Here is a 25226-nt window from a genome sequence, read left to right on the forward strand (position 1 = left end):
TTACGGTCAAGACCGTAAGTAGCGAGGTCGGTCGATGTCAATGGACGGAAGGCGGCACCCATGCGGCTGGGGCTCTATCTGAACCTGTACGGCGACCCGGCGGACCGGCCGTCGCTCGAGGACGGAGTCGAGCAGGCCCGGCTGGCCGAGCAGGCCGGTTTCGACTGGGTCGTGCTCGGCGAGCGGCATCTGCACCGCCCCGGCTACCACGAGATCCTCACCTCGCTGACCTGGCTGGCTGCCAAGACCGAGCGGATCGGCATCGCCACCGCCGGCATCGTGGCGCCGCTCTACCAGCCGGTCGTGCTGGCCGAGACGCTCGCGCACCTCGACGTACTGTCCGGCGGCCGGCTGACCGCCGGCTTCGTGCTCGGCTACCGGCCCGAGGAGTTCGCCCTGTACGGCGTCACGCAGGCCGAGCGGGTCGCACGGTTCGAGGAGTGCCTCACCATCCTGACCAGGCTGTGGACCGAGGACAAGGTCAGCCACGACGGCCGGTTCACGAAGCTCGACGAGGCGTTCCTGTCGCCGAAGCCGGTCCAGCGGCCGAGACCGCGGATCTGGAACGGAGGCCGCGTCTCCGCGATGCTCGAACGCACCGCCCGGATGTGCGACGGCTGGACCACCTCGTTCAACGAACTGGACGCCGACCTGCCGGCGAAGATCGCGGAGTACCGGTCGTACGAGCGCGGCGAGCAGACGTTGGGTGCCGAGGTCATCGTCTGCCGGGAGGCCTACTGCGCCTCGAACTCGCAGGAGGCAAGACACAAGCTGGAGGAACCACTGCGCGACCTCTACGACGCCTACACAGGATGGAAACGCACTTCCGCCGATGCGTCGCGCTACACCCAGGGCTGGGACGACATCGTTGCCCGCAGCATCATCGGCTCACCGGCCGAGTGCGCCGAGCGGATCCAGTACTACGAGGAGCTCGGCGCCGACGGCCTCATCCTGCGCATCCAGCCCCCCGGCATGCCCCAAGCCGACGCCCTCCGCGCGATCGAAGCCTTCGGCAACCTTTAGGCCTTCAGTCCTGTCATCGCGATGCTGTCGGTCAGATAGCGCTGCAGCAAGCCGAACACGAGCAGGCTGGGGAGCACGGTGATGGTCGCCCCGGCCATGATCTGGTTGATCGGAACGACCTCGCTCTGCATGCTGGCCAGGCCGACGGTCAGTGTCTGCATCTGCGCCGACTGGCCGATCACCAGTGGCCAGAGGAAGTCGTTCCAATGCCACAGGAAGACGAAGATGCCGAGCGTCGCGAGAGCCGGCCGGACCAGCGGCAGCACGATCGTGGTGAAGGTGCGCCATTCCGAAGCGCCGTCGATCTCGGCGGCCTCGAACAGCTCGTCCGGCAACTGGCTGATGAACTGCCGCATCAGGAAGACCGCCTGCGAGTTCGCCAGCGTCGGCACCACCAGCCCCCAGTAGCCGTCCACCCAGCCGAGCTTCGAGACCAGGATGTACGACGGGATCAGGGTCGCCTGGAACGGCACCATCAGCGTCGCCAGGAACGCCCAGAAGATCACCTCGCGGCCGGGGAAACGCTTCTTCGCGAAGGCGTAGCCGGCCATCGCGGCGAACAGCAGGACGAAGATCACCGAGCCGACCGAGTAGATCAGCGAGTTCAGCGTCCAGCGCGGGATGTTCGAGCTGGAGAGCACGGTGGAGAAGTTCTGCCAGGTCCATCGGGTCGGGTCGAGCGCGGCCGGGAAGGTCTCGCCACTCGGCGGGGCGAAGGCGACCAGCACCATCGCCACGAACGGGACGATCGTCACGATCGCGGTCAACGTGAGCAGAGTCGGCAGCGTCAGCCGAGCCGGCGAGACGGCACCTGAGGCGCCAGAGCGGCCACCTCGACCGAGTGATCGCCGAACGGAATCAGAGCCGGCAGTGGGCATCAGTCGTCCCTCCCGACCAGGCGGCGCTGGACCAGCGAGACGACCAGCACGATCAGGAACAGCATCAGCCCGATCGCGCTCGCGTAGCCGAAGTCGAAGAACCTGAAGCCGGAGTCGTAGAGCATGTAGACCAGTGAGTAGCTGGCCCGGAGCGGGCCGCCGGCGGTCATCACGTACATCGCGTCGAAGACCTGGAACGCGCCGATCGTCTCGATCACCAGCACGAAGAACAGCACCGGCCGCATCTGCGGAAGCGTGACGTACCAGAACCGTTGCCACCGGCCCGCGCCGTCGATCATCGCGGCCTCCAGGTAGGACTGCGGGACGGCCTGCAGACCCGCCAGCAGGATCAGCATCGAATAGCCGAACCCCCTCCACGCCGACATCAGGGCGATCGACGGCAGGACGGACCCGGCCTCGCCGAGGAAGTCGAACGGGCCGAGGGAGAGCAGCCCGAGGACGCCGTTGAGCAGTCCGTCCTCGGCGTCGTAGATCCACTTCCAGACCACCGCCGCGAGCACGATGCTGGTGACGTAGGGCAGGAAGAACACGCCGCGGAAGAAGCCGCGGCTCCAAACCACCTGGTGCAGCAGCAGCGCCGTACCGAGGGACAGCAGGACGGTGAGCGGTACGAAGATCACCGTGTAGGTGAGGGTGACCAGCAGGCTCTCGTGGAAGAGCTTGTCGCCGAGCAGCCGCGAATAGTTGTCCAGGGCAATGAACGACCACTGGCCGCTGAGCCGGTAGTCGGTCAGCGAGAGCAGGAACGCGCCCACCACCGGGACGAACCGGAAGACCACGAACAGCACCAGCATCGGCGCCACGAACAACAGCCCCGCAAGCGACCGGCGGGACAGCCGCCGACGAGGCGGGTACAGGCGAGGCCCGCGCCGACGAGGGAACCGCGGCGACAGACCCGGACGCGCCGCCCGCGCGGCCGAGTCTGTCGCCTGGTTCTCATCCCCCGGGGGTGCCGCGCGGCCTCCCTCCGTCATTGCCGCGCGACCTCCCCGTGAGCTCAACGCTGTCTCGACAGCAGGTCGTCAGCCTGCTTGGCAGCGTCGTCCAGGGCCTGTTGAGGCGTCTTCTTGCCGCTCAGCGCGGCCTGCAGTTCCACGGCGAGCAGCGACATCACCTGACGGGCGGCCGGGTTCGGCTCGCCCGGATACGCGTACTCGAGGGCGGCGGCGAACTTCTCCGCCTGCGCGTCCTTGGCGGGGATCTTCGCGTCGGTTCGCGGCGACAGGAAGCCGGACGCGGTGCCGATGCTGATCAGCTGCTTCGGATCCGTCATGAAGGAGATGAACTTCTCCGCGCCGGCGATGTTCTTCGAGGCCGCGTTGATGGCCAGCCCGCCCGGCGTACCGAAACCGACCTGCTTCTTGTTCTTCAGCGGCAGCCCGATGACGACGTTGTCGGCGCCCCAGGCGGTCGCTGCCACCGCGGCGTCGGCAGGCGAGTTGTTGAATCCCATCGCCACCTCCTGCTTGCCCAGCGCCGCGTCGGCGACCACGTTGCCCTTGGACAGCGCGCTCTTGGGGATCGCGCCCTGGTTGAACAGCGTGGTCAGGAAGGTGAGCGCCTCGACACCGGGAGCCTGGTTGAAGGCGGCCTTCTTGCCGTCCTCGGAGAAGACCGAGCCGCCGGCCTGCCACAGCAGCGGGTAGAAGTTGAGGTTCAGCGTCGCGGCGGGCAAGGCCGAGTAGTCGAGCGTCGCGACCCCGGCGGCCTTGAGCTTCGGCGCGGCCGCCTTGATCTCGTCCCAGGTCTGCGGCGGCGTGGTGATCCCGGCCTTGTCGAGCAGCTTCTTGTTGTACATCGTCGTCGTCACCGTGTGGTAGATCGGCGCGGCGTAGACCTTGCCGTCGACGGTCAGCGCGTCGACGGCCGGGGACAGGAAGCTGCTCTTGGCCGGCTCGAGCACCTTGTCGACCGGCGCCAGCGATCCGTTCTTCACGTACTGCGGGACCTGGTCGGGGTTCAGCAGGACGATGTCCGGACCCTTGCCGCCGGAGAACGCGGTGGCGAGCTTCTGGTCCCGGTTCTCCCACGGCACCAGCTCGATCTTCACGTCGGTGCCGGCGTTGGCCGCCTCGAAGTCCTTCTCGATCTGCGCCCAGTACGCCGTACTGGCCGGCTGGTCGGCGATCACCGGGTGCATCCAGACGGTGATCGGGTCGGACGATGACGACGGCTCGTCGGAGCCACCGCACGCCGTGAGCGAGGCGGCCACCGCGAACGCGGCGAGCGGCGCCAGGAAGCGGCTGAGACTGGTTTTCATCGGACCCCTCTTGTCCAGAGATGAACCGGCGGATGGACTGCCCGAGTAATAACGGCCCAGGCCGAAAGTACTGGGACGGCTTTCGGCCTGTCAACGATTTAGACGGACCGTGAACAGATGTGGCCCGGTTGTGATCAGCAGTTGACTGTTGCCCCGGACCGCCAATCGGTTGTTCGGGTGGGTGACGAAGACGGGCGGGGTGGTGCGCTGCCAGGGGGCCAGCTTGTAGATCCGGTTGCCGTCGATCCCGGCGTACAGAGCGTCGCGGGTGGCGACGATGTCGCCGCCGGTGTTGGTGGTGCCCACATCGAATCGTCGTTTGAGCCGGCCGCGCAGGGTGTCGACCGCGAAGATGGTCTTGCCGGCCACACCCCACAGCAGTCCGTCGGGACCGAGAGCAACCGAGCGGACCGTCCCGGCGCCCGCGATGGGCGTCTCCCACAGCTTGCGGGAGTGCCGCACGTCCCAGGCGAAGACGGTGCCCTCGGTGCGGGTCGGCGGAGTCGTGGCCAGACCGCCGGTGATCGACGTGCCGCCGTACACGATGTTGCGGTCGGCGGCGAGGCCGAAGACGCTTTGGTCCTGGACGACGTTGCGGAAGGTCTGCGTCGTACCTGTCGTGGGGTCGTGGATCACCAGGGCGCCACCGAGCCGGTCGCCTTCGGGCACTGTGCCGACGGCGATCTTGCCGTCGACCTCCACCAGGGCCCGGGCGCGCATCTGCAGCTCCGTCTTGAGGTTGGCGTGGAGCTTGGGGTTGTCCGGCGTACCGGGTGGTCCGGGCGAGTACTCCGGGCTGCTCCACGGCTGGCTCGGGTCCCAGGAGTACAACCGTGCCTCGGGGTACGTGCCGAGCCAGACCCGGCCGTCGGACGCCTCCAGGATCGCCTCGGTCTGGGAGAACCGGTTGAAGATCGTCGCGCCGGTCACCGGATCCACCACCGAGACGCCGCCGTTGAGATACCCACCCACGTAGGCCGATTGCTTGCCGCCGGCAACCGAAACGATGTCGATCGGTTCGCGCCGGACCTGCGCCTGGATGATGCTGGACTTGCCGGTCTGCGGGTTGTAGCGGAACAGCTCACCGCGCCACAGCGTCCCGACGACGCTCTTGCCCGGGTAGTCGGGCAGGCCGAGCTCGGCCCAGCCGAACGACCGGGTGTTCTGGATCCGGCCGGTGAAGGTCAGCCCGGTGCCGGTCAGGGTCTTGGTGGCCGGGTCGTAGCGCTTGAGCTCGCTCTGCTGGATCAGGTAGATCTCGCCCTGGTCGCCGGCCGGCGAGACGTCCAGGCCGTGGGCCGCGGGGATCTCGTCGACCCAGGTGCGGGTGGTGAGGTCGAAGACGAAGAGGCGGCCCGGGTACGCCGAACCGTAGCGCGCGTAGAGCCGGCCGTCCCGGGCGTTGAGGTCGTGGACGGTGAGGTTCTTGATGTCCGCAACGCCTGGTGGGGTAGGGATCTCGGTCACCGCGCCGCTGACCGGATCCAGCTCGGCGAGGTGCGCGTCGGGATGCGTTCCGGCGTACACCTTGCCGTTCGCGTACTCGATGCTCCGGACGTAGGGCTGGCCCGGAACGACCTGGCCGTAGTCGCGGACAGTGCCGGTGGCGGCCTCGTACCGGAAGACCTTGCCGTTCGGGTACGTGCCGCCGTAGACGTTGCCCAGCTCGTCGGAGGCTGTCCGCCAGATGTAGCTCTCGCCGGGGATCGCTTGGCCGAGATCCTCGACGGTGTTGCCGCTGCCGGGACGCCAGCGGTAGAGGTGCCCGTTGATGTAGGTGCCGGCGTAGATGCTGCCGTCCGGTGTCGCGGTGACGGCGTACCCCGAGTCGGCGCCCGGCAGCGGAGCCGAGATCAGGGTGGCTCCGGTGGCCGGATCGATGGCGTTCAGGTAGCCCGGCTTGCCGGTGGAGACGTTCCAGATGGCTGCCTTCCCGGCATCGGGCCCGGGCGCGACCGTGCCGCCGATCAGCAGCAGGTCAGACAGCGGAATCCCCAGCGGTACGACGGTTGGCGGCCCCGACTCGAGCAGTACGCCGCTTCGCGGGCTCGACTCGAGCGGTACGACGGTCGGCGGGGCCGGCTCGCTGGGACCGGCCTGGGCCGCTGCCAGGGGAATCATCAGCAGGGCGGCAAGGGCAGTGGTCAGGAGCGCACGCGGTGGTCGCATGGGCGACGCCTCCAAATGGAGCGAATAACGGCCTTGTCCGAAAGTAGAGCCGTCGGTTGTTGTCGCGTCAAGATCTCGACTGCTGCCGCTTGCTGCAGAAGCTGGACGGTGTTATCGGTCTCGCCCGATAAACGAACTCAGGGATTCGGCAGGCGCTTGAGCAGCGTTTCGAGCATCTCGCGGGTGGCGGCGAAGTAGCTGTTCTCCCGGGTCAGCGCGCGATGGAACGCGGCCAGCTCGTCGGCCGAGATCGTGCTGGAGAAGGTGCTGATCTCGGTCAGGTCGAGGCGCCGGTTGAACAGGTGCACGGTGTCCCGCCAGCGGTGCAGCAAGGTGACCAGCTCGGCGTCGCGGTGCCGAACGAGTGCGCCCGACACGAGCGCGAGATCGACCGCCGAGACCACCAGCCGGGGATAGACCTGCCGTTGCGTCGGAGTCCGCGGCGAGAACCGCTCGTCGGCCAGCAACCGGGTGTTCTCCTGCAACTCGTCCGCAACCGCCCGCAGGACGCCGGTACGCCGCTCCGCCTCCGCGCTGAGCCGCTCGACGAAGATGCCGGTCAACCCGGCCACCAGGGTCAGCGAGTTGACCGCCGGCTCCCAGCGGCTGTTGTCCGGCCAGAAGAACCACACCACACCGAGCACGAACGCGACCGCCAGCAACCCGTAGCTGACGGCCGTCACCACCGTCCGCCGGTACGCCGCCCAGCGGGCATCACCCCGCGTGGCTCGCAGTACGCCGGTCAGGACCCGCAACCGCGCGAGCACCCGCCACCGGTCGCGCCGGACAGCAGGTGGACCGGTCATCGGGCCCAGATGTCGTCGGCGAGGGTGTTGACCGTTTCGCCGGCGGTGCCCTTGGCCAGCAGCAGCAGGTCCAGGCCGAACGGGCTGGGCCGGCGCGCGTAGCGGAAGCCGGAATGGGCGTGCTCGATCCCGACCAGGCCGCAGGCGGCGGTCAGCTTCTTCAGCCGCTCGGTGGAGAACTTGCGGGTCGTGTAGAGCAGGATCGTGTCGTCGGGCTCCAGCATCACCTGGGTGTGGTCGGGCAGGCCCATCGTGATCGGCGCATCGGTGGTGTTCTGCCAGACGATCTTGACCAGCAACGCGTCGTCGTCCTCGACCTCGCCGCGGAAGTCGATCAGCTCGCTGTCGATCCGCAGATCCGTGTTGTACCGCAGCGCGCTGGTGACGAACTCGGCGAACGCACGGGTCTGGTGGTACTCGTCGGCGGCCGCCTTCGCCGCCTCCTGGTCGAGGCTGCTGGTGCTGGCCACCTCGAGCAGCAGCCGGTCCTGCGGCCGCAGTACGCGAGTGATGGTGGCGAGCAGGTCCAGGTCGCTCTCGAAGTTGGCCAGCGTGTTGCCGGTCAGCGTGTAGAGGATCGGCTCGTCGCCGACCAGTCGGGACAGCAGCTGGCCGACCTCTTTCACGTTGTGGTCGATGGAGAAGTCGATCTGCAGCGGCAGCACCTGGGCCATCGGGAAGCCGACGCCGCGGACCGGCTCCTGGCTGCCCATCCGGAGCATCTCCGAGCTCATGTCGATCGGGATGTAGAACATGTCCGGGTTCTGCTGGTACAGGTCGGCCAGGATCGTGCGGTCCTTCACACCGGTGCCGACGCCGAGGCTGACGAAGTGGAAGCCGCCCTGGTCGACGTGCGGGCGGATCCGGCGCCAGTGCCGCAGGAACGACTCCGCGCCTGCCTTCATCACCAGGTAGAACGGGTCGTTGGTCGCGTTCGCCCAGGCGATCGTCGGGCCGATCCCCCAGTAGGAGAAGCCGGAGGTGATCTGCTTGCCGTCGCCGGTCCGCGAGTACGGGCCGCGCAGGTCGCCGGTCAGTGTGGCCAGCTTGTCCGTCTGGTCCTCGCCGACCAGCACCATCGTCCAGGCGAAGTCGTCGTCGGCCAGCGCCTGCTCGAGCTTGCGGATCACCTGCACCGGCTCATCCGTCACGTTGCTACCCCTCCCACGGTGAGAGGTCAGGTTACCGGTTGGCCACGCTCCGCGCAGGTGTGGAAAAGCCCTGCCCGTCCGGTACTCCGGTCCGGCCGGGGCAGGGCTCGCCGCGCTGGGTCTCGCCGCGCTGGGTCAGGGGGCTGGGTCAGAGGGCCGGGTCAGAGGGTCTGTACCGCGTCGGCCTCGCGGCCCTTGGGTCCGTCCACCACCTCGAACTCGACCTGCTGGCCGTCCTCGAGCGTCTTGTAGCCGTCGGAGACGATCTTGCTCCAGTGGACGAACACGTCGTCCTGGCCGTCGACGGCCAGAAAGCCGTAGCCCTTGTCGGCGTTGAACCACTTCACGGTGCCGCGCACCATCTCTTCAACTCCCGTAGACCTTCAACGGGACCCGCTCACCGGATCCCTCGGGTGCCCGTCGCCGGCCGCGAAACCGGTTGATCGAGCGGTCAACAAGACTAGCCCAGCAGCCGCGGCCACGAGCGCGGCGCTGACCCAGAGTGGCGCCCGAAAGCCGAAACCGGCGATCGCGAGCCCGCCTAGCACCGGCCCGATGGCCGCACCGACGTTCAGCGCGGCAGTGGCAAGACCCGCTCCCAGTACTCCGAGATCGGCGGCCGCGTAGAGCGCCAGCGCTATGAGCGTCGACCCGACAGCGAACGACAGAGCGCCTTGCACCAGGACCAGCACCACCACAGCAGCCGGTACTGCGGCCAGCAACCCGAAGGCGCACCACCCGACCAGCAAGGTGGTGCCGCCGACCGCGAGCACCCGGAGGGGACTCCTGTCGGCCAGTCGCCCGGCGACGGTGACTCCGGCGAAGGATCCGATCCCGAACAGGGCAAGCATCACCGGTACCCAGTCGGCGCCGAAGTTCGCTGTCTCGGTGATGACGGGGGCGAGGTAGACGAAGCTGCAGAAGGTCGCGCCGTTGACTAGGGCCCCTAATGACAACCGCAGGACCAGGCCCTTGCCGATCAGCCCCCTGCGACGAGGTGGTGAGGGCGTCGGGGGAGTGCTGGGGAGTTGGTAGGCCGCGGCGATGAGGGTGGGCAGGCAGATGGCGGCTACTGCCCAGAAGGCGCTGCGCCAGCCGTAGTACTGGCCTAGTAGGGCGCCGCCGGGGACGCCAGCGATGCAGGCGAGTGTGGTGCCGCTCAGGAGGATGGCCGTTGCTCGCCCTTTGGCGTCCGGCCGGACGAGGGTGGTGGCAGTCGTCAGTGCCAAGGCCAGGAAGGCGGCGTTGGCCACGGCGGCCACGATCCGGGTGAGCAGCAGGATCGTGAAACTGGTGGTGAGGGCGCCGAGCACGTGCACCACCAGGAAGACGCTCAAGGTGATCAGCAGCGCGGGACGGCGGGGCCAGCGGCTGCCGAGGACGGCGATCGCCGGCGCGCCGACCACCATGCCGATCGCGAAGGCGGACGTCAGCCAGCCGGTCGCCGGCAGCGGGACGCCGAGGTCGTGGGAGATGTCGGGGCCGAGCCCCGAGAGCATGAATTCGGAGGTCGCCTGGGCGAAAACGGCCAGGCCGAGCAGGTAGAGCAGAAAAGGCATCGCGAGAAGACTCCGCAACCATCGAAGAAGCCGACGGGGCGGTCCGCGCCCGCCGGATCAGCGGTGGTTGCTTCTGTCTGCCTCGGGACTCGCCATGGCCCGCACTCTAGGAGAGCGAATCTGGCGAGGCCACCGAATTAGCCTCGCTGGGAGGCGGCCAGGCCGATGATGCCGGCGGCAACCAGGAGCAGGGCGGCGGTCAAACCCAGGTCGTCGGTCTGGACCACGCCGTTGTCGTTGAGGATGAAGATCGTGGCGCCGCCGGACAGGACGGTGCCGGCGATGATGCCGGGAACGTCCGGTTTCGTCTTCCTCATCCGCGGACCACCCTGATGCTGCCGAGCTTGAGGTGCAGGTCCAGGACGACGGCCTTCGGTCCCACCTTGCCGTCGGCGCCCAGGTCGTTCAGCGTCATCTTCGCATCGTGGCCGCTCTTCTTCACACTGAAGGCGTCCACCTCTCCGGTGTCGGTCAGCACCGTGCCGGTCGCGTCGACGTTCGGGGGCAGCTTCAGGACGACGTCACCGACGCCGCCGTCGACGACCACCTTCGCGCCGTCCTCGAAGGTCGCCTTGGTCAGGTCCAGGTGCACCGACCCGGCGTCGAACTGGTGCGTCATGTTCGTGGGGCCGACGGTGCTCTGGGCAGTGGCGACGAAGTTCGTGTCGGCGAACTTGCGCGGTACGGACGGGAAGACGGTGCTCGCCGCGATGCAGGCCGCCAGCAGGATGCCCAGCGGCAGCAGGCCGAGGGTCTTGCCCACGAACCCGCCGAGGAGCATGCCCAGGCCGAGTGTGACCAGCCCGATCGTCAGCGTCGTAGTGGTCGACGCTTCCGCCAGATAGGCGACTAACAGCGCCATACCCGTTGCCAGCACGATGGCGGGCTTCAGACCCTTGACGCCCTTCACCGGCGCCGCGGCCATACGAGTCGCCGGAGCCGTTGCGGCCGGCGGCTCATCGACGTACAGGCCCAGGGGGTCGTCCTCGGTCCACACAGGCTGGACCGGCTCGGTCACCCGGTCCTGGGGGCGCTGTGTGGCCGGGGACGCCTGGCCCGCCGAGGGAGGAGGCGGGCCGGTCTGTGCGGGCACGCCGTACTGCGGTCCGCTGGGCGGGGGAGTCTGAGCAGGACCGGTGTAGCCGTTCGAGCCGGGAGTGCGGTGACCCCAGTGGCTCCACTTGTGACCCTTGCCGCGGAAGACGAACAGCCAGATCAGGGCAAGCACCACCAGCGGGCCAGGAACCATCTTGCCGAAGTTGAACGACGACATCATCGCGATGGCGAAGAACACACAGGCACCGATCACCACCGGCCACAGCCACGGGTGGTCGGCCCGGACCCGGTCACCGAGCAGGCCCTGTGCGGCGGAGCGGTCGCTGCCCTCACCCGGCATCATCACCCAGGCGGCGACGTAGAAGATGATGCCCGGGCCGGTGAGGATCAGCACCGCCATCACGACCCGGATCAGCACGGGGTCGATGTTCAGCGCCCGGCCCATGCCGCCGCAGACACCGGCGAGCATCCGGTCGGACCGGCTGCGACGCCAATTCTGCACGTCCCTCAGCTGCTCGCGGTCGAATCCCCCGCTCGAGTTCTGCTCCATGCCATCGATACTGTCCCCTTCCAGGCGCGGACAACATCGGGGATACCCCTCTGTGGACCCCGGCTCACCGTCCGGGCCCCGCTCGGCTAGGGGTTGTCCCCGGCCCGACCCTGAGCGCGGGGGGCGGCTGTTGAGGAGTCAGCCGGGGAGAAGCCTGCTGGTCTGCGGGCTGCCGGCATGTGACGATCGTGGGGATGACACAGCCAGCTGCTGCCGCGCCCACGGGCGGGCCCTCGACTCCTGGGGCCCCGGTCGGTAGTTCGTATGCCCAGGGACCGCAGTACGGCACCGGTCCGCAGTACGGCCCTCCTGGCCCGCAGTACGGCCCGCCCGGCCCGCAGTACGGCGCCCCCGGTCCGCAGTACGGGCCTCCGGGTCAGCAGCCTGGCGACGAGCGCCCGCCGGTACGCCGCGCCTACCGGCGCGCGGACGGCCGCGTACTGAGTGGTGTGGCCGGGGGCATCGCGGACCACCTGAACGTGTCCGACACCGTCGTCCGGCTGGTCTTCATCGCCGCGACGGTGTTCGGCGGGTTCGGCGTACTGATCTATGCGGCGCTGTGGTTCCTGATGCCGCTGGAGGTTCCGACCGGTCCGAACGCGCCCGGCCTGGCCGCGGCGACCCGGAAGGGCATGCGGCCCGAGACTCCGGTGCCACCGATCACCTCGGCCTCCAAGGAGCGCCGCAGGGAGAAGAACCGCGGCCAGCTGACCGCGCTCGCCGTCGTGGCCGTCGGTGTCCTGCTGCTGCTCAACGTCGCCGGGATCGGTATCGCCGGCAAGATGTTCTGGCCGCTCGTCTTCGCGGGCACCGGTCTGGCGCTGATCTGGCGGCAGGCCGACGAGGGCCAGAAGACCGCCTGGACCAACAAGGCGCCGACGCTGGGCGCACTCTTCGGCAAGGGCGGCTTGAAGTCGGTCATCCGGGTGGCTGTCGGGCTGATCCTGATCGGTACGGCCATCACCGTCTTCCTGGTGCAGAACGGCCGGCTGTCGCAGGTCGGCGAGGTACTGGTCGCTCTCCTGCTCGCCGTGGTCGGTATCGGCGTCATCGCCGGGCCGTGGGTGCACCGGCTGACCCGCGATCTCAACGTCGAGCGCGGGGAGCGCATCCGGTCGCAGGAGCGCGCGGACATGGCCGCACACCTGCACGACTCGGTGCTGCAGACGCTGGCCCTGATTCAGAAGCAGGCGAACGACCCGCGGGCCGTAGTACGGCTGGCCCGGGCGCAGGAGCGCGACCTGCGGTCCTGGTTGTACGACGAGGACGACCAGACCGACCAGACGCTGTCCGGGGCGGCCAAGCGGGCCGCTGCCGAGGTGGAGGACTCGCACGGCGTACCGGTCGAGGTGGTGACCGTTGGCGACTGCGATCTGACCGAGGGACTGTCGGCGATGGTCCGGGCGGCGCGCGAATCGATGGTGAACGCCGCGAAGCACTCCGGAGCTGACAAGATCGACGTGTTCGTCGAGGTGGACGGGGACCGGGCCGAGATGTTCGTCCGGGACCGCGGCAAGGGCTTCGACACCGACGGGGTGCCGGAGGACCGGTTGGGGCTGCGGCACAGCGTGATGGGCAGGATGGAACGGCACGGCGGCCGCGCGACAGTGCGGTCGAGCCCGGAGACAGGCACCGAAGTGCGACTGGAGATGGACAGATGAGCCTGACTGAAAGCGGCCGGCGGCGAGTGGTTGTCGTCGACGACCACGACATGTTCCGGGCGGGCGTGCGCAGCGAGATCGGCGCCGCGGTCGAGATCGTCGGCGAGGGCGCCGACGTGGAGTCCGCGGTGAAGGCGATCGCCGGGACCGAACCGGACGTGGTGCTGCTCGACGTGCACCTGCCCGGTGGCGGTGGCATCGAGGTGATGAAGCAGGTGCACCAGCGGCACCCGGACATCAAGTTCCTGGCGCTGTCGGTGTCCGACGCGGCCGAGGACGTGATCGGCGTGATCCGGGCCGGCGCCCGCGGCTACGTCACCAAGAACATCAGCGGTACCGAACTGGTCGACGCGATCGGCCGGGTCGCCGACGGCGACGCGGTCTTCTCACCCCGGCTGGCCGGTTTCGTCCTGGACGCCTTCTCCGGCGCGATCGACATCGCCTCGGTCGACGAGGACCTGGACCGCCTGTCCCAGCGCGAACGCGAGGTCCTCCGCCTGATCGCCCGCGGCTACGCGTACAAGGAAGTAGCCCGCGAACTGTTCATCTCGGTAAAAACCGTCGAAACCCACGTCTCCTCGGTCCTCCGCAAACTCCAACTCTCCAACCGCCACGAACTAACCCGCTGGGCCACCGACCGCCGTCTGGTCTGATCGCCGTTTGCAGGCGGATCGCTGAGATCAGGAAGAAGACGCCGCCCAGCGCCGCGTACCCGGCAAGAGGGGTGAGCGGCGCGTTCGCGTCGCCGGCCTGCAGGATGAAGCTGGTGCCGGCGAGCGCGGAGATTCCGCCGCTGAGGATCATCGCCCACTGGCCGCCGAGCCGGTAGCGCAAGATCGCAACGGTCAATTGGACGATTCCCGCCGCGATCGCCCAGACGCCCCACACCCTCAGGACATCGGGAATACCGGAGGTCGCCGCGGCGGCCAATCCGATGGCAGCGAGCAGACTCAACGCCATGGTGATGTACAGCGGCTTCTTCGGGCGTGCGGTACCCGAGGAGCGGATGTCGATGAAGGCCGCGGTGACGTCGAACAGCGGATAAATCACCAGCAAGGCGATGCTCGCGGGATTGAGCGTGGAAGCGGTCAGGGCAAGCAGTCCCGCCCACAGGACGGCGAATCCGAAGCGGGCGTAGTACAGGTTCCGCAGCGCTTCGGTCGTCGGAGTGGCTGCGGCCACAGTGCCGGTGTCGCCGGCATCGATTGAACTGGACATGAGTCCCTCTCTCGGTGGGTCCGATCAGGTAGACAGAACGATCGGTACACCTGATCTTGCGCCGAGCCCCTTCGCCCTGTCAAGACCGATCGTTCTGTCTGCTAGCCTCGGGTTCAGTACCGCGAGAGAGGGATGAGGCGGATGTCGGAGGCGCGGGCGCGGTTGCTCAGAACGGCCAGCGAACTCTTCTACGGCGAAGGCCTGCATGCCGTCGGTATCGACCGCATCGTCGCTGCCGCGCCGGTGACGCGCGCCACCCTGTACAAGCACTTCCCGAGCAAGGACGATCTTGTCGTCGCCTACCTGACCCAAGCCGACGACGCGATGCGCGCTCGGCTGGCTGCCGTGCGGACTCAGGACGCATCTGCCGACGACATCATCCGCACTGTCGGCCGATCCATCGCCGATGACATTCAGCGCCCCGGTTTCCGCGGCTGTGCGTTCCTCAACGCCGCCGCCGAGTACCCCGACCCGGCCCATCCGGTGCACCAGGCGGTGCTCAGGCATCGGCAGTGGTTTCTGGCCACGATCACCGAGCTCTTCTCCGAGACCGGGAAACCCGACCCGGAGCCCGCCGGGCGACATTTCGTCATGCTGCGGGACGGCGCGATGGCCGCCGGCTGCCTGACCGATCCGGGGCTCGTCAGTGACACGTTCCTGCGCGGGGTCGAAGGACTGCTCACGTATCGCAGCGGCCTACCGGCAGACCTCCACACCACTGCCTAGAGTGGCGCCATGGATTTTTTGCGCGATGTGCTCACCTTGCTGCATTTCGTCGGGTTTGCCGCGTTGTTCGGGGGGTTCTTCGTTCAGTTGAAGGCGGCGGAGCCGGTGGTGAACAACGCCATGTTGCATGGGGCTCTGACTCAACTGGTGACGGGTGTTTTGCTGGTTGGGATTGCGTCTGGGGTCAAGGATGACGACTTCACTGTCGATAACACCAAGGTCGGTGTGAAGCTCCTTGTCGTGCTGGGTATCACGGTGTTGCTGTTCGTGCACCGCAAGCGGCCGTCTATCAGTCGGGGTGTGTTGTTCTCGATCGGTGGGCTGACCTTGGTGAACGCGGTCATTGCCGTGTTCTGGCACTGATCGCGGGTCAGCGTGGGGTTGAGCTGTAGGGGAGTAGGGCCATTTCGCGGGCGTTCTTGATCGCTCGGGCGATCTGCTTCTGCTGCTGGACGGTCAGGCCGGTGACGCGGCGGGAGCGGATCTTGCCGCGGTCGGAGATGAATTTCCGCAGCAGCGCGGTGTCCTTGTAGTCGACGACCTCGATGCCGTCGCGCTTGAACGGGTTCTGCTTCGGCTTGCGTCCGCGTCCGTCGGCCGCCTTGTCACGTCGTGCCATCGTCAGAGCCTTTCTTGCTGTTGATAATCATTTTCAACTAGCATAGCCGCTGTTCAGCCGAGCAGAGGAGATGGGTCATGGCGGTACCGAAGCGCAAGATGTCCAGGTCGAACACCCGCAGCCGGCGGGCGCAGTGGAAGGCCACGCCGCCCGACCTGGTGCCGATCACCGTCAACGGCCGTCAGTTGCGGGTGCCGCGGCGGCTCGTCCGGGCCTACCAGCTGGGACTGATCGAGTAGCGCCACAGTGACGCCCGGGGTTGCCGGGGTGACGCCGCGGGTGAGGCGGATGGCGGGTTCCGGCCAGGGCACACATTCGCCACCCCGGCAGAGCAGCAGGGGGCTTTGCCGCTGTTATACCGTCGACTCTCATGGAGCGGAATCTCACCACCGAACAGCTCGCGCTCTTCGAGAAGGAGTTCGCGTCGAACCCGCAGTACCGGGTGATGCAGAACGCCGTCACGGAGACGCCGATCGCCAAGATCGCCCTGGATCGCCAGATCGTCACCTCGATCGACCATTCCGTGTCGAACCTGCTGGACGACTGGAAGGTGACGAACCAGAAGAAGAGCGGCCGGTGCTGGCTGTTCGCCGGGCTGAACCTGCTCCGTCCCGGTGCCGCCGCGAAGCTCGGCGTCAAGGACTTCGAGTTCTCCCAGAACTACCTGCTGTTCTGGGACAAGTTCGAGCGGGCGAACTTCTTCCTCGAGGCGATGATCGACACCGCCGGCCGCGACGTCGACGACCGGACCGTCGCGCACCTGCTGTCCGACCCGATCGGTGACGGCGGCCAGTGGAACATGTTCGTCGCGCTGGTCCGCAAGCACGGCCTGGTGCCGAAGTCCGCGATGCCGGAGACCGAGAGCTCGTCGGCGACCGCGCAGCTGAACGACACCTTGCGCAAGCTGCTCCGTCAGGGCGCCCGCGACCTGCGCGGGCTGTCCGGCGTCGAGGCGCAGCGGGCGCACAAGCGCGAACTGCTGACCACGATCCACCGGGTGCTGAGCATCCACCTCGGTACGCCGCCGCAGAAGTTCCTGTGGCAGTGGAAGGACAGCGAGAAGGAGTTCCACCGCGACGGCTGGACCACCCCGGCCGAGTTCGCCGCGGCGTACGTGACGCTGCCGGTGGACGAGTACGTCTGCCTCGTGCACGACCCGCGCGAGTCCAGCCCGACCGGCCGGACGTTCACCGTCGACTACCTGGGCAACGTCATCGACGCGCCGCCGGTGGTCTACCTGAACGTCGAGATGGACCTGATGAAGCAGCTCACCCAGGACGCCATCGTCAGTGGCGAGCCGGTCTGGTTTGGCTGTGACGTCGGCAAGCAGATGTCGGCCGACCTCGGCTACTGGGACGCGAACCTGTACGCCCTGGGCGCCGTCTACGACACCGAGTTCAGCCTGGACAAGGCCGAGCGGCTGCTGCACCACGAGACGCTGATGACGCACGCGATGCTGTTCACCGGCGTCGACCTGGTCGACGGCAAGCCGCGCCGCTGGCGGGTGGAGAACAGCTGGGGTGACGAGAAGGCCGACAACGGCTTCTGGACCATGAACGACTCGTGGTTCGGCGAGCACGTCTTCGAGATCGCCGTCCGCAAGTCCGCCCTCCCGGCCGACCTGCAGGCCCGCCTCGGGGAGGACCCGATCGTCCTCCCCGCCTGGGACCCGATGGGCGCCCTCGCCGACTGACCTGTACTACGCCCGCAACGGGCCCTCGAGTCGCTTCGACTCAAGGGCCCGTTGGCGTGCCGGCCGGTGTTGTTCAGTCGGTCGAGGTCAGCGCCGCGCGGATCGTGGCGGTCATCTCGGTCGGGCGTTCGAGGGACGGGAGGTGGCCGGCCCAGGGGAGTTCGGTGTGGGTGACGTTCGGGAGGAGCTCGGTCAGGTACTTCGCGCAGTCGGCGAAGAACGTGAACTCGTGGGCGCCGGTGAACAGCGTGATCGGCGCCGTGATGCCGCCGACCTCCCACTCCTCGTTCTCAACCTCGCCCGCGGCCAGCTGAACCTCGAAGGCGCGCTTCTGCATCACCCGGACCAGCTCGCGGGCCTCGTCGTCCGCCTCCGGGCCGACCCAGGCCTGCACGTTCAGCGCGGTGGCGCCGTCGACGTCACCGGCCTCCAGCAGCCGGTCCTCCTCGGCGCCGAACGCGCGCAGGTCGTCGGTCGGCATCACGTTGTCGGCCGGCGGCGACATCAGCACGAGGCGGCTGAACCGCTCCGGCTGCTTGCTCGCCGCCTGCAGCGCCACGTAGGCGCCGAACGATGCGGCGACCACCGCGGTCGTCTCCACCCCGAGCTCGTCGAGCACCTCGAGCAGGTCCGCCGCATCGGCGTACTTCGCCCCCGCCTCGAGCGGCGTCTTGCCGTACCCACGCCGGTCGACCGTGATCACCCGGTGGTCGGTCCGCAGGTCCTCGACCTGTCGCGCCCACATCCGCGAGTCGCAGACGCCGGCGTGGACCAGAAGGACGGCCGGCCCGTCGCCGGTCACCTCATGAAAAATCGTCATGCCCAGGACCTTAGTGCCCCGAGTCCGAAGTTCTTTGACGTGGGCGGCGCCCAGGCACGCACCTCGCGGCGTTGGAGAAGCAGCCACGATGAAACCCGCATCGAGGCCGCTTCTCCGCCTTGCGATGCACGCACCTGGACACCGCCCACTGTCAAACAACTTCGAACTCGGGACCCTAACGGCTAGGAGCAATCGAGTTTTTCTCAGGCGTCGAGGCGGATGACGGTGAAGGGTTCGGCGTAGTGGCCGGCCGGGAAGCCCGCGTCGGTGGCGTTCTGCTGGAACCAGGTGCCGAGGAGCTTCGGCAGGCCCACGGGATCGGGATGCTGACTCTTGTGCGACATCACCGCCGCGATCTTGGCGTCGTACGTCGCGGTGATGTCGACGTAGTGGTTGAGCTCAGGGTGCTCCATCATCCACAGCTCGCCGGCCTGCCACGCCTCCTCGTCGATCTCCGGGTAGGCGTACGGATTCCCGGCGGCCGGGAAGAACGCGCGGACCGTCGCCTCGGCCGCGGCCAGGTGATCCGGATGCGACGGCCGCAGCCGCGACCAGTTGCGCTCCGGCGACTGCCCGACCAGCCGCTGCGGCCGCACCTTCCGGATCACCCGCGCGATATCGGCGATCAGCTCCCGGGACGGCTCGAGATACCCGTCCTCGTAGCCGAGAAAGTGCAGGTCCCGTACGCCGACGTGCGCGGCCGCCGCGGTCTGTTCGGCGCGGCGTACGGCGGGCATCTCGGCCCGGTCGCGGTCGGGTTCGAACCCGCCGGCCTGGCCGTCGGTCACGATGCAGTAGCTGACCTCGATCCCCGCCCCGGTCCACAGCGCGACCGTGCCCGCGCCGCCGAAGTCGATGTCGTCCGGGTGGGCGACGACGGCCAGCACGTGCTCGATCTCGCTGTCAGGACGGGGATTCGCGGTAGGTACGGTCACGCAGGCGACCTTAGTGCCAGCGGAGTTCCCCTTAGTGCCGGCGGAGTTCCCGCCCGGCTCACGCACTCAGCGCCGGTGCCTCCCGGAACGCCGTGACCACCGGCCGGTGGCCGATCAGGTCGTCGGCGACCCCGTACTCGACCGCCTCCTCCGCGGTGAGAACGTGGTCGCGGTCCGTGTCCTGGCGCAGCCGCTCGATCGTCTGGCCGGTGTGGGCGGCCAGGATCGCCTCCTGCTGACTGCGGACGCGGACCAGTTCGTCGGCCTGCAGGATCAGGTCGGGAATGGTGCCCTGACCGCGGGCGGCGGGCTGGTGGAGGATGACGCGGGCGTGCGGAAGGACCGCCCGCATGCCCGGTTCGCCGGCGGCGAGCAGGACGGCGCCGCCCGCGATCGCCTGCCCGACACAGAAGGTGGCGACCGGCGAGCGGACGTACTGCATGGTGTCGTAGATCGCCAGCATCGCGGTCGGATCGCCACCCTCGCAGTTGATGTAGAGGTTGATCACCTGGTCGGGCGCGCTGGCCTCCAGGTGCAGCAGCTGGGCGATCAGGGCGTTCGCGACACCCGCGTCGATCGCTGTCCCGAGGTAGATGGTGCGCTCGGTCAGCAGATGGGAGTAGACGTCCATGATTCGCTCGCCCCGAGGGTGCGGGCTGATCACGTTGGGAATCAGGTAGTTGTTCATCCTGCTGCTCCTGCCTGCGCGGGTTGCCGGGGCATCACCTGGTCGAAGGTCTCGACGATGTGGTCGACGAAGCCGTAGGTGCGGGCCTCCTCGGCCGTGTACCAGCGGTCGTGCAACGAGTCGTCGAAGACCGTCTCGATCGGCTGCCCGGTGTCCTGGGCGATCAGGCCGAGCACGGTGTCCCGGATGTGCCGCAGGTCGTTCGCCTGGATCTCGATCTCCACCGCCGATCCGCCGATCCCGGCCGACCCCTGGTGCATCAGGACCCGCGCGTGCCGGAGCGCGAAGCGCTTGCCCGGCGTACCGGCCGACAGCAGGAACTGGCCGGCGCTGCAGGCCAGTCCGAGGGCCAGCGTCGAGACGTCACACGGCACCAGCCGCATGACGTCCCGGATCGCCAGCATCGAGGGCACCGAGCCGCCGATCGAGTGGATCCACAGCGCGATGTCGGTGGTCGGGTCCTCGGCCGCCAGGGTGAGGAGCTGGGTGGTCAGCAAGGTGCCGTTGTCGTCGGTGAGCTGCCCGTCCAGCACCAGGATCCGCTGCCGGAACAAGGCCTGCCGGGTCTGCTCGTTGAACATGGGAGGTTTCATCTCGTCCGCCATGAACCCACCATGACCACCCGGACCCCGCCCACCCCACCTTTTCTGCCCACAGCAGCTCTGCTCTCAGCCGACGAGCCGGCCAGCGTCCCGCCGACGAGCCAGCACCGGCCCGCGGTCGGGGGTCCGGCCGGCCTGGGCTCCACTTTGTGCACCGGGTGAGCGCCTACTCACGAGTAGGACGCTCACGTCGTGCACAAAGTGGCTGGAGGTCCGGCGAAGTGACGTGGGTGTTCTGGGGCGGCGGATCGGGGTGTGGTTGCCGCATACGGTGTTTGTCGGTGGGGGTGTCTAAGGTGGTGAGCGATGACCACGCTCTTTTCTCCAGACGAACTGCCGGTGCCGCTCGAGGAGCCCAAGAGGCACCGGGCCGACCCGGAGGCACTGCTCGAGGGGCTCAACCCTCAGCAGCGCGCTGCCGTCGTGCACGCCGGCAAGCCGCTGCTGGTGGTGGCCGGTGCCGGGTCGGGCAAGACCCGCGTGCTGACCCGGCGGATCGCCTACCTGCTGGCCGCCCGGGACGCGCATCCCGGGTCGATCCTGGCGATCACCTTCACCAACAAGGCGGCCGCCGAGATGCGCGAGCGGGTCGTCGAGCTGGTCGGGCCGCGGGCGAAGCTGATGTGGGTCTCCACCTTCCACTCCTCCTGCGTGCGGATCCTGCGCCGCGACATCAAGCGGTTCGGGATCAGCTCGACGTTCTCGATCTACGACGACACCGACTCGCGCCGGCTGATGACGCTGGTCTGCCGCGAGCTCGACCTGGACGTCAAGCGGTACAACCCGCGTGCGGTGCTGAACTGGATCAGCACCCAGAAGAACGAGCTGATCGACCACGAGACGGCCGCGTCGAAGACCTCCAACCACCTGGAGGAGACGTACGCCGAGTGCTACCGGATCTACCAGGAGCGGCTGGCCCAGGCCAACGCGCTGGACTTCGACGACCTGCTGATGACCACGGTCAACCTGCTGCAGGCGTTCCCCGAGGTCCGCGAGTACTACCGCCGCCGGTTCCGCCACGTGCTGGTCGACGAGTACCAGGACACCAACCACGCGCAGTACACGTTGATCCGTGAGCTCTGCGCCGAGATCGAGCCGGGGCCCCACGACGGCCCGGTCAGCCCGCCCGGCGAGCTGATGGTGGTCGGCGACTCCGACCAGTCGATCTACGCATTCCGGGGCGCGACGATCCGGAACATCCTCGCCTTCGAGGAGGACTTCGCCGGCGCCGAGACGATCCTGCTGGAGCAGAACTACCGCTCCACCCAGACGATCCTGACCGCGGCCAACGCGGTGATCAGCCGCAACGAAGGCCGGATGGCGAAGAACCTGTGGTCCGACCAGGGCGCGGGGGAGCAGATCGCCGTCTACGTCGCGGACAACGAGCACGACGAGGCGCAGTTCGTCGCGGACGAGATCGACCGGCTGACCGATGCCGACGGGGTCAAGCCGTCCGATGTCGCGGTGTTCTACCGGACCAACGCGCAGTCCCGGGTGTTCGAGGAGGTCTTCATCCGCACCGGCCATCCGTACAAGGTGGTCGGCGGCGTCCGGTTCTACGAGCGCAAGGAGGTCCGCGACGCGCTCGCGTACCTGCGGGTGCTGACCAATCCGGAGGACACCGTCTCGCTGCGCCGGATCCTCAACGTGCCCAAGCGCGGGATCGGCGAGCGCGCCGAGGCAGCCATCGAGGCGCTCGCGTTGCGCGACCGGATCACCTTCTCCGCGGCGCTCCGGCGTGCTCACGACGCCCCGGCGATGGCCAGCCGCAGCGTCAACGCGGTCCAGGGGTTCGTCGACATCCTCGACGAGCTGACCGCGATGGTCGACTCCGGTGCCCCACCGGACGACATCCTCGACGTCGCCCTGCACCGCTCCGGGTACTACGAGGAGCTGCAGAAGTCGCCCGACCCGCAGGACGAGACCCGCCTGGAGAATCTGGACGAGTTCATCTCGGTGGCGCGCGAGTTCGTCGAGGAGCGGACCGCGGCCGCTGAGCCGTCCGACCTGCAGGCGTTCCTCGAGCGGGTCGCGCTGGTCGCCGACGCCGACCAGATCCCGGACGCCGCCGACGACGGTGGGGTGGTCACGCTGATGACCCTGCACACCGCCAAGGGCCTGGAGTTCCCGGTGGTGTTCCTGACCGGCATGGAGGACGGCGTCTTCCCGCACTCTCGGTCACTGACCGACCTGAAGGAGCTGGAGGAGGAGCGCCGGCTGGCCTACGTCGGCATCACCCGCGCCCGGCAACGGCTGGCGATCTCGCGCGCCGCGGTGCGGAGCGCGTACGGCGCACCGCAGCACAACCCGCCGTCGAGGTTCCTCGAGGAGATCCCGGCCGAGCTGCTGGACTGGCGCCGCGACGAGTCCGCGATCACCCGCTGGTCCGGGACCGGTACGTCGTCCCGTGGGGCGAGCGGAGTCCAGTCGCGGTGGGAGCCGGCCCGGCGTACGGCGTCCGACAAGCCGGTCATCAGCCTCAACCCGGGCGACCGGGTGGTGCACGACAGCTTCGGGATGGGCACGGTCGTGGTGGTCCGCGGCGAGGGTCAGCAGGCCCAGGCGGACATCGACTTCGGCTCCGAGGGCGTCAAGCGCCTACTGCTGCGCTACGCCCCGGTGGAGAAGATTTAGCTCCTCCAACGTGCCGATCGGCCGTCCGGCTGTCACAATCGAACCTTCGGCCCTCCTCGGACGAAGGTCCACGCCATGCCCAAGCCAGCAGACAGCAGCAACCGCCGGATCATCCTGGCGGGAGCCAACCCTGGGCTGCGGCTGTTCGACAAGGACGGCAAGGTCACCGCGTTCGCCTCGATCTGGATGGTCGACTGGTCGATCTGCGGTGCCGGGACGGCGGTCGTGCTCTGGTTCGACGGGATCGTCCGGGTGGTCTCGGAAGACGTCGACCTCGCGTCCTGGCTGGAGCGGTACTTCGTCCGGTCGTTCCTGGAGGTCCAGGGGCTGCCCTGGCACGAGCCCGCCGTCGAGCGCGACCTGGTCCAGGTCTCGATGAACCTCGCCGACGGGCTGAGCGCCAAGGCCGCCGACATCCAGATCGAGATGGGCGGCGTACTCGACCGGCGGCTGTTCGCCACCGACAACTTCCAGCTCGCCGAGGGCACCCACAGCCTCAGCCTGGTGATCGCCCCGGTCCGCTCGGCCACCGTCTCGATCGGCGGCGCCTCCGTCCCCGGCTTCGTCCAGGTCGACGGCTCCGCCGACCGCCCCGGTTCCTCGGCCTTCCTCACCACCGCCGAGGTCTGGCGCCGCTGATCACGGCGGCGGCACTACGCAGCTGACTACCGGGCGACCGCCTTCCGCAGCCGGATGCAGCTGACTACCGGGCGACCGCGTTGCGCAGCCGGATCCCACTGAACTCCAGCGAGCTGGCGATCACCGCATCCCAGAACTCGTGCAGCCGGGGCAGCACCCGCAACTGGATCTCCGCCTCAGCGTGCAGCTCGAACAAGTCGCCCACCCGCTCAGGCGGACCGAGCGGCGTGACTTCGGTCGTCGCCACCATGGCCGCATCCGCCGGCTGGAAGGGTTCGGCCGGCAGCCGGTACGCGTAGAGCTCGACTGTGCGCATGGCTTCGAGCCAGCCGTACTCGATCGCGTGGACCCGGGTGCCGCAGCCGTCGCCGATGATGCGGGCGCGGTCTTCGTCGGAGGTCTTGGGGCTCAACCAGGCCATTGCTCGCGGGCATTGGCGGGGGAACCAGTAGCCAGGCGCACGATCGTGGCCGACGGCCCAGACGTACGGGGTTGCCTTCACCGACGTCGGAGCGATGTGGGGACGGAAGACCCGGATCGACGGGTCTTCGGAGAAATGCAGGACTTCACCAGGGCCCGGACGCATGGCCGCACCTTAGTACTGCGGTGTTGCCGCGAGCCAAGCCTTTACCGAAAGGGCTCAGGGGTTGAGGCCGCAGTGGTTGCGGAGCCAGGGCATCGGGTTGATCGGCTCGCCGCCGCCGGGGCGGACCTCGAAGTGCAGGTGCGGACCGGTGCTGTTGCCGCTCGAACCGACCTCGCCGACCTTGTCGCCGGCGTACACGGTCTCTCCGACCCGCACGTCGAACTGCGACATGTGGTTGTACCAGGTCTCGGTGCCGTCCTCGTGGCGGACCCGGACCTGCCGGCCGTAGGCGCCGGCCCAGTCGGCGCTGACCACCTCGCCCTTCATCACGCTGCGGATCGAGGTGCCCATCGGGGCGGCGAAGTCGGTACCGGTGTGGCTGCGGGCCCAGCGGGTGCCGCCCATGCCGTAGGTGGCGGTGATGCGGTAGTTCGAGAGCATCATCTCGCAGCGGGTGGCCGACTCGCGGACGTTCTTCTGGGCCTGGTCGATCTGGGCCTTGGCCTTGGCCAGCGCGATGGCCCGCTTGTTGGTCAGTGCGCGGGTGGCCTCGAGCTTGGCGGCCCGGGCCTTGCCGGTCCGGTCGGCCGAGGCCTGCTTCTTGGTCTTCTCGACGCTGGTGAGCGCGACCCGGGAGGAGTCCCGGGTGGCCAGGTTGCGGCGCTCGATCCGCAGCGTGGTCAGTTCGGACAGCTGCCCGTCGCCCATGCTGAGGGCAGCGAGGTTGACCGCGGAGTTCGCCTGGGTCGGAGTGGCCAGAGAGCTGTGGCTGAAGCCGACTGCTCCCGCCGCTGCCGCGAGGGCTGCGGTCAATCCGACTACCTGGGTACTGCTGGGGGTGTTACGCCTGGCAACACGATGCTTGGCACTGTGACGTCCTGCGCCGGTCTTGCGCGCAGCGTTGCCTGGCGTGACGCGGCTGGCCGCGGCAC

27 protein-coding genes are annotated in these 25226 nt (G+C 68.4%); 9 read left to right on the forward strand and 18 right to left on the reverse strand.

Annotated elements, in window-relative coordinates; genetic code table 11:
• Positions 1–60: 60 nt before the first annotated feature.
• The gene (locus ACQPYM_RS06600; protein WP_433016389.1) at positions 61–1023 is read left to right on the forward strand and encodes an LLM class flavin-dependent oxidoreductase; all 963 of its coding nucleotides are present in this window, start codon (positions 61–63) and stop codon (positions 1021–1023) included.
• Here the strand turns inward: ACQPYM_RS06600 and ACQPYM_RS06605 are convergent.
• The 10 genes from ACQPYM_RS06605 to ACQPYM_RS06650 form a co-directional block, all read right to left on the reverse strand.
• The gene (locus ACQPYM_RS06605) at positions 1020–1790 is read right to left on the reverse strand and encodes a carbohydrate ABC transporter permease (RefSeq protein ID WP_433016392.1); all 771 of its coding nucleotides are present in this window, start codon (positions 1788–1790) and stop codon (positions 1020–1022) included. The two genes, ACQPYM_RS06600 and ACQPYM_RS06605, sit on opposite strands and share 4 nt — an antisense overlap.
• A 110-nt stretch (positions 1791–1900) precedes the next feature.
• Positions 1901–2716, reverse strand: a complete 816-nt coding sequence (locus tag ACQPYM_RS06610) for a carbohydrate ABC transporter permease (RefSeq protein ID WP_433023199.1) — start codon at positions 2714–2716, stop codon at positions 1901–1903.
• 203 nt (positions 2717–2919) lie between these two features.
• Entirely contained in the window at positions 2920–4182 is a 1263-nt protein-coding gene (locus ACQPYM_RS06615) for an ABC transporter substrate-binding protein (RefSeq protein ID WP_433016395.1), read from the reverse strand.
• 90 nt (positions 4183–4272) lie between these two features.
• Positions 4273–6351, reverse strand: coding sequence for a PQQ-binding-like beta-propeller repeat protein (locus ACQPYM_RS06620; RefSeq protein WP_433016398.1), 2079 nt, complete (start codon positions 6349–6351; stop codon positions 4273–4275).
• 137 nt (positions 6352–6488) lie between these two features.
• Positions 6489–7157, reverse strand: coding sequence for a hypothetical protein (locus ACQPYM_RS06625; RefSeq protein WP_433016400.1), 669 nt, complete (start codon positions 7155–7157; stop codon positions 6489–6491).
• Positions 7154–8308: an L-histidine N(alpha)-methyltransferase gene (locus ACQPYM_RS06630; protein WP_433016403.1), complete on the reverse strand. Its 1155-nt coding sequence runs from the start codon at positions 8306–8308 to the stop codon at positions 7154–7156. The genes ACQPYM_RS06625 and ACQPYM_RS06630 overlap by 4 nt, the downstream gene beginning before the upstream one ends.
• Before the next feature lie 161 nt (positions 8309–8469).
• Complete coding sequence (locus ACQPYM_RS06635) at positions 8470–8670, reverse strand: cold-shock protein (protein ID WP_433016406.1); 201 nt, start codon at positions 8668–8670, stop codon at positions 8470–8472.
• A 21-nt stretch (positions 8671–8691) separates the two neighbouring features.
• Entirely contained in the window at positions 8692–9867 is a 1176-nt protein-coding gene (locus ACQPYM_RS06640; protein WP_433016409.1) for a Cmx/CmrA family chloramphenicol efflux MFS transporter, read from the reverse strand.
• Between the two features lie 137 nt (positions 9868–10004).
• Entirely contained in the window at positions 10005–10184 is a 180-nt protein-coding gene (locus ACQPYM_RS06645) for a hypothetical protein (protein WP_433016412.1), read from the reverse strand.
• Positions 10181–11473, reverse strand: coding sequence for a PspC domain-containing protein (locus ACQPYM_RS06650; RefSeq protein WP_433016415.1), 1293 nt, complete (start codon positions 11471–11473; stop codon positions 10181–10183). Before ACQPYM_RS06650 ends, ACQPYM_RS06645 begins: the two co-directional genes overlap by 4 nt.
• A gap of 194 nt (positions 11474–11667) precedes the next feature.
• On the opposite strand from ACQPYM_RS06650, the gene ACQPYM_RS06655 reads away from it, so the two are divergent.
• Complete coding sequence (locus ACQPYM_RS06655; protein ID WP_433016418.1) at positions 11668–13134, forward strand: ATP-binding protein; 1467 nt, start codon at positions 11668–11670, stop codon at positions 13132–13134.
• Positions 13131–13787, forward strand: a complete 657-nt coding sequence (locus ACQPYM_RS06660) for a response regulator (protein ID WP_433016421.1) — start codon at positions 13131–13133, stop codon at positions 13785–13787. The genes ACQPYM_RS06655 and ACQPYM_RS06660 overlap by 4 nt, the downstream gene beginning before the upstream one ends.
• Here the strand turns inward: ACQPYM_RS06660 and ACQPYM_RS06665 are convergent.
• The gene (locus ACQPYM_RS06665) at positions 13678–14352 is read right to left on the reverse strand and encodes a hypothetical protein (protein WP_433016424.1); all 675 of its coding nucleotides are present in this window, start codon (positions 14350–14352) and stop codon (positions 13678–13680) included. The two genes, ACQPYM_RS06660 and ACQPYM_RS06665, sit on opposite strands and share 110 nt — an antisense overlap.
• A gap of 141 nt (positions 14353–14493) precedes the next feature.
• Between ACQPYM_RS06665 and ACQPYM_RS06670 the strand changes: the two genes are divergently transcribed.
• Together ACQPYM_RS06670 and ACQPYM_RS06675 are read left to right on the forward strand one after the other, a co-directional pair.
• Positions 14494–15078 (forward strand): TetR/AcrR family transcriptional regulator, encoded by a 585-nt coding sequence (locus ACQPYM_RS06670; RefSeq protein ID WP_433016427.1) that lies wholly within the window; start codon positions 14494–14496, stop codon positions 15076–15078.
• Between the two features lie 9 nt (positions 15079–15087).
• Positions 15088–15441, forward strand: coding sequence for a hypothetical protein (locus ACQPYM_RS06675; protein ID WP_433016429.1), 354 nt, complete (start codon positions 15088–15090; stop codon positions 15439–15441).
• Positions 15442–15448: 7 nt separating this feature from the next.
• Here the strand turns inward: ACQPYM_RS06675 and rpsR are convergent, their stop codons facing one another.
• Positions 15449–15697 carry a 30S ribosomal protein S18 gene (rpsR, locus tag ACQPYM_RS06680; protein ID WP_433016432.1) on the reverse strand — a complete coding sequence of 83 codons (249 nt, stop codon included), beginning with the start codon at positions 15695–15697 and terminating at the stop codon, positions 15449–15451.
• Positions 15698–15774: 77 nt separating this feature from the next.
• Here rpsR and rpmF point away from each other — a divergent pair, with 77 nt between their 5' ends.
• Positions 15775–15936, forward strand: coding sequence for a 50S ribosomal protein L32 (gene rpmF, locus ACQPYM_RS06685; RefSeq protein ID WP_433016435.1), 162 nt, complete (start codon positions 15775–15777; stop codon positions 15934–15936).
• 131 nt (positions 15937–16067) lie between these two features.
• Complete coding sequence (locus ACQPYM_RS06690; RefSeq protein ID WP_433016438.1) at positions 16068–17390, forward strand: aminopeptidase C; 1323 nt, start codon at positions 16068–16070, stop codon at positions 17388–17390.
• Between the two features lie 73 nt (positions 17391–17463).
• On the opposite strand, the gene ACQPYM_RS06695 is transcribed toward ACQPYM_RS06690, so the two are convergent.
• The 4 genes from ACQPYM_RS06695 to ACQPYM_RS06710 all read right to left on the reverse strand — a co-directional run bounded on the left by ACQPYM_RS06695 (position 17464) and on the right by ACQPYM_RS06710 (position 20438).
• The gene (locus tag ACQPYM_RS06695) at positions 17464–18210 is read right to left on the reverse strand and encodes an alpha/beta fold hydrolase (RefSeq protein WP_433016441.1); all 747 of its coding nucleotides are present in this window, start codon (positions 18208–18210) and stop codon (positions 17464–17466) included.
• Between the two features lie 203 nt (positions 18211–18413).
• Entirely contained in the window at positions 18414–19145 is a 732-nt protein-coding gene (locus ACQPYM_RS06700; RefSeq protein ID WP_433016444.1) for a PIG-L deacetylase family protein, read from the reverse strand.
• A 58-nt stretch (positions 19146–19203) separates the two neighbouring features.
• The gene (locus tag ACQPYM_RS06705) at positions 19204–19833 is read right to left on the reverse strand and encodes a ClpP family protease (protein WP_433016447.1); all 630 of its coding nucleotides are present in this window, start codon (positions 19831–19833) and stop codon (positions 19204–19206) included.
• Positions 19830–20438 (reverse strand): ClpP family protease, encoded by a 609-nt coding sequence (locus tag ACQPYM_RS06710; RefSeq protein ID WP_433016450.1) that lies wholly within the window; start codon positions 20436–20438, stop codon positions 19830–19832. The genes ACQPYM_RS06705 and ACQPYM_RS06710 overlap by 4 nt, the downstream gene beginning before the upstream one ends.
• Positions 20439–20741: 303 nt before the next feature.
• Between ACQPYM_RS06710 and pcrA the strand changes: the two genes are divergently transcribed.
• Together pcrA and ACQPYM_RS06720 are read left to right on the forward strand one after the other, a co-directional pair.
• Positions 20742–23069 (forward strand): DNA helicase PcrA, encoded by a 2328-nt coding sequence (pcrA, locus tag ACQPYM_RS06715; RefSeq protein ID WP_433016453.1) that lies wholly within the window; start codon positions 20742–20744, stop codon positions 23067–23069.
• A gap of 75 nt (positions 23070–23144) precedes the next feature.
• A complete protein-coding gene (locus ACQPYM_RS06720) occupies positions 23145–23708 on the forward strand; it encodes a hypothetical protein (protein ID WP_433016456.1) in 564 nt (187 codons plus the stop codon).
• Positions 23709–23772: 64 nt separating this feature from the next.
• Here the strand turns inward: ACQPYM_RS06720 and ACQPYM_RS06725 are convergent, their stop codons facing one another.
• A complete protein-coding gene (locus ACQPYM_RS06725) occupies positions 23773–24294 on the reverse strand; it encodes a DUF6886 family protein (RefSeq protein WP_433016459.1) in 522 nt (173 codons plus the stop codon).
• A 54-nt stretch (positions 24295–24348) separates the two neighbouring features.
• Positions 24349–25107: a M23 family metallopeptidase gene (locus ACQPYM_RS06730; RefSeq protein WP_433016462.1), complete on the reverse strand. Its 759-nt coding sequence runs from the start codon at positions 25105–25107 to the stop codon at positions 24349–24351.
• Between the last annotated feature and the right edge of the window lie 119 nt (positions 25108–25226).

Origin of the sequence: Kribbella sp. CA-294648, assembly GCF_050943845.1 — a bacterium.
Lineage (GTDB): Bacteria > Actinomycetota > Actinomycetes > Propionibacteriales > Kribbellaceae > Kribbella.

Coding starts and splice junctions, on each gene's coding strand:
- ACQPYM_RS06650 (WP_433016415.1), bottom strand. CDS start 11,473: ATGGAGCAGAACTCGAGCGGGGGATTCGACCGCGAGCAGCTGAGGGAC.
- ACQPYM_RS06655 (WP_433016418.1), top strand. CDS start 11,668: ATGACACAGCCAGCTGCTGCCGCGCCCACGGGCGGGCCCTCGACTCCT.
- rpmF (WP_433016435.1), top strand. CDS start 15,775: ATGGCGGTACCGAAGCGCAAGATGTCCAGGTCGAACACCCGCAGCCGG.
- ACQPYM_RS06670 (WP_433016427.1), top strand. CDS start 14,494: ATGTCGGAGGCGCGGGCGCGGTTGCTCAGAACGGCCAGCGAACTCTTC.
- ACQPYM_RS06695 (WP_433016441.1), bottom strand. CDS start 18,210: ATGACGATTTTTCATGAGGTGACCGGCGACGGGCCGGCCGTCCTTCTG.
- ACQPYM_RS06665 (WP_433016424.1), bottom strand. CDS start 14,352: ATGTCCAGTTCAATCGATGCCGGCGACACCGGCACTGTGGCCGCAGCC.
- ACQPYM_RS06610 (WP_433023199.1), bottom strand. CDS start 2,716: ATGCTGGTGCTGTTCGTGGTCTTCCGGTTCGTCCCGGTGGTGGGCGCG.
- ACQPYM_RS06720 (WP_433016456.1), top strand. CDS start 23,145: ATGCCCAAGCCAGCAGACAGCAGCAACCGCCGGATCATCCTGGCGGGA.
- ACQPYM_RS06705 (WP_433016447.1), bottom strand. CDS start 19,833: ATGAACAACTACCTGATTCCCAACGTGATCAGCCCGCACCCTCGGGGC.
- ACQPYM_RS06625 (WP_433016400.1), bottom strand. CDS start 7,157: ATGACCGGTCCACCTGCTGTCCGGCGCGACCGGTGGCGGGTGCTCGCG.
- ACQPYM_RS06645 (WP_433016412.1), bottom strand. CDS start 10,184: ATGAGGAAGACGAAACCGGACGTTCCCGGCATCATCGCCGGCACCGTC.
- ACQPYM_RS06710 (WP_433016450.1), bottom strand. CDS start 20,438: ATGGCGGACGAGATGAAACCTCCCATGTTCAACGAGCAGACCCGGCAG.
- ACQPYM_RS06615 (WP_433016395.1), bottom strand. CDS start 4,182: ATGAAAACCAGTCTCAGCCGCTTCCTGGCGCCGCTCGCCGCGTTCGCG.
- pcrA (WP_433016453.1), top strand. CDS start 20,742: ATGACCACGCTCTTTTCTCCAGACGAACTGCCGGTGCCGCTCGAGGAG.
- rpsR (WP_433016432.1), bottom strand. CDS start 15,697: ATGGCACGACGTGACAAGGCGGCCGACGGACGCGGACGCAAGCCGAAG.
- ACQPYM_RS06660 (WP_433016421.1), top strand. CDS start 13,131: ATGAGCCTGACTGAAAGCGGCCGGCGGCGAGTGGTTGTCGTCGACGAC.
- ACQPYM_RS06600 (WP_433016389.1), top strand. CDS start 61: ATGCGGCTGGGGCTCTATCTGAACCTGTACGGCGACCCGGCGGACCGG.
- ACQPYM_RS06690 (WP_433016438.1), top strand. CDS start 16,068: ATGGAGCGGAATCTCACCACCGAACAGCTCGCGCTCTTCGAGAAGGAG.
- ACQPYM_RS06675 (WP_433016429.1), top strand. CDS start 15,088: ATGGATTTTTTGCGCGATGTGCTCACCTTGCTGCATTTCGTCGGGTTT.
- ACQPYM_RS06635 (WP_433016406.1), bottom strand. CDS start 8,670: ATGGTGCGCGGCACCGTGAAGTGGTTCAACGCCGACAAGGGCTACGGC.
- ACQPYM_RS06725 (WP_433016459.1), bottom strand. CDS start 24,294: ATGCGTCCGGGCCCTGGTGAAGTCCTGCATTTCTCCGAAGACCCGTCG.
- ACQPYM_RS06620 (WP_433016398.1), bottom strand. CDS start 6,351: ATGCGACCACCGCGTGCGCTCCTGACCACTGCCCTTGCCGCCCTGCTG.
- ACQPYM_RS06640 (WP_433016409.1), bottom strand. CDS start 9,867: ATGCCTTTTCTGCTCTACCTGCTCGGCCTGGCCGTTTTCGCCCAGGCG.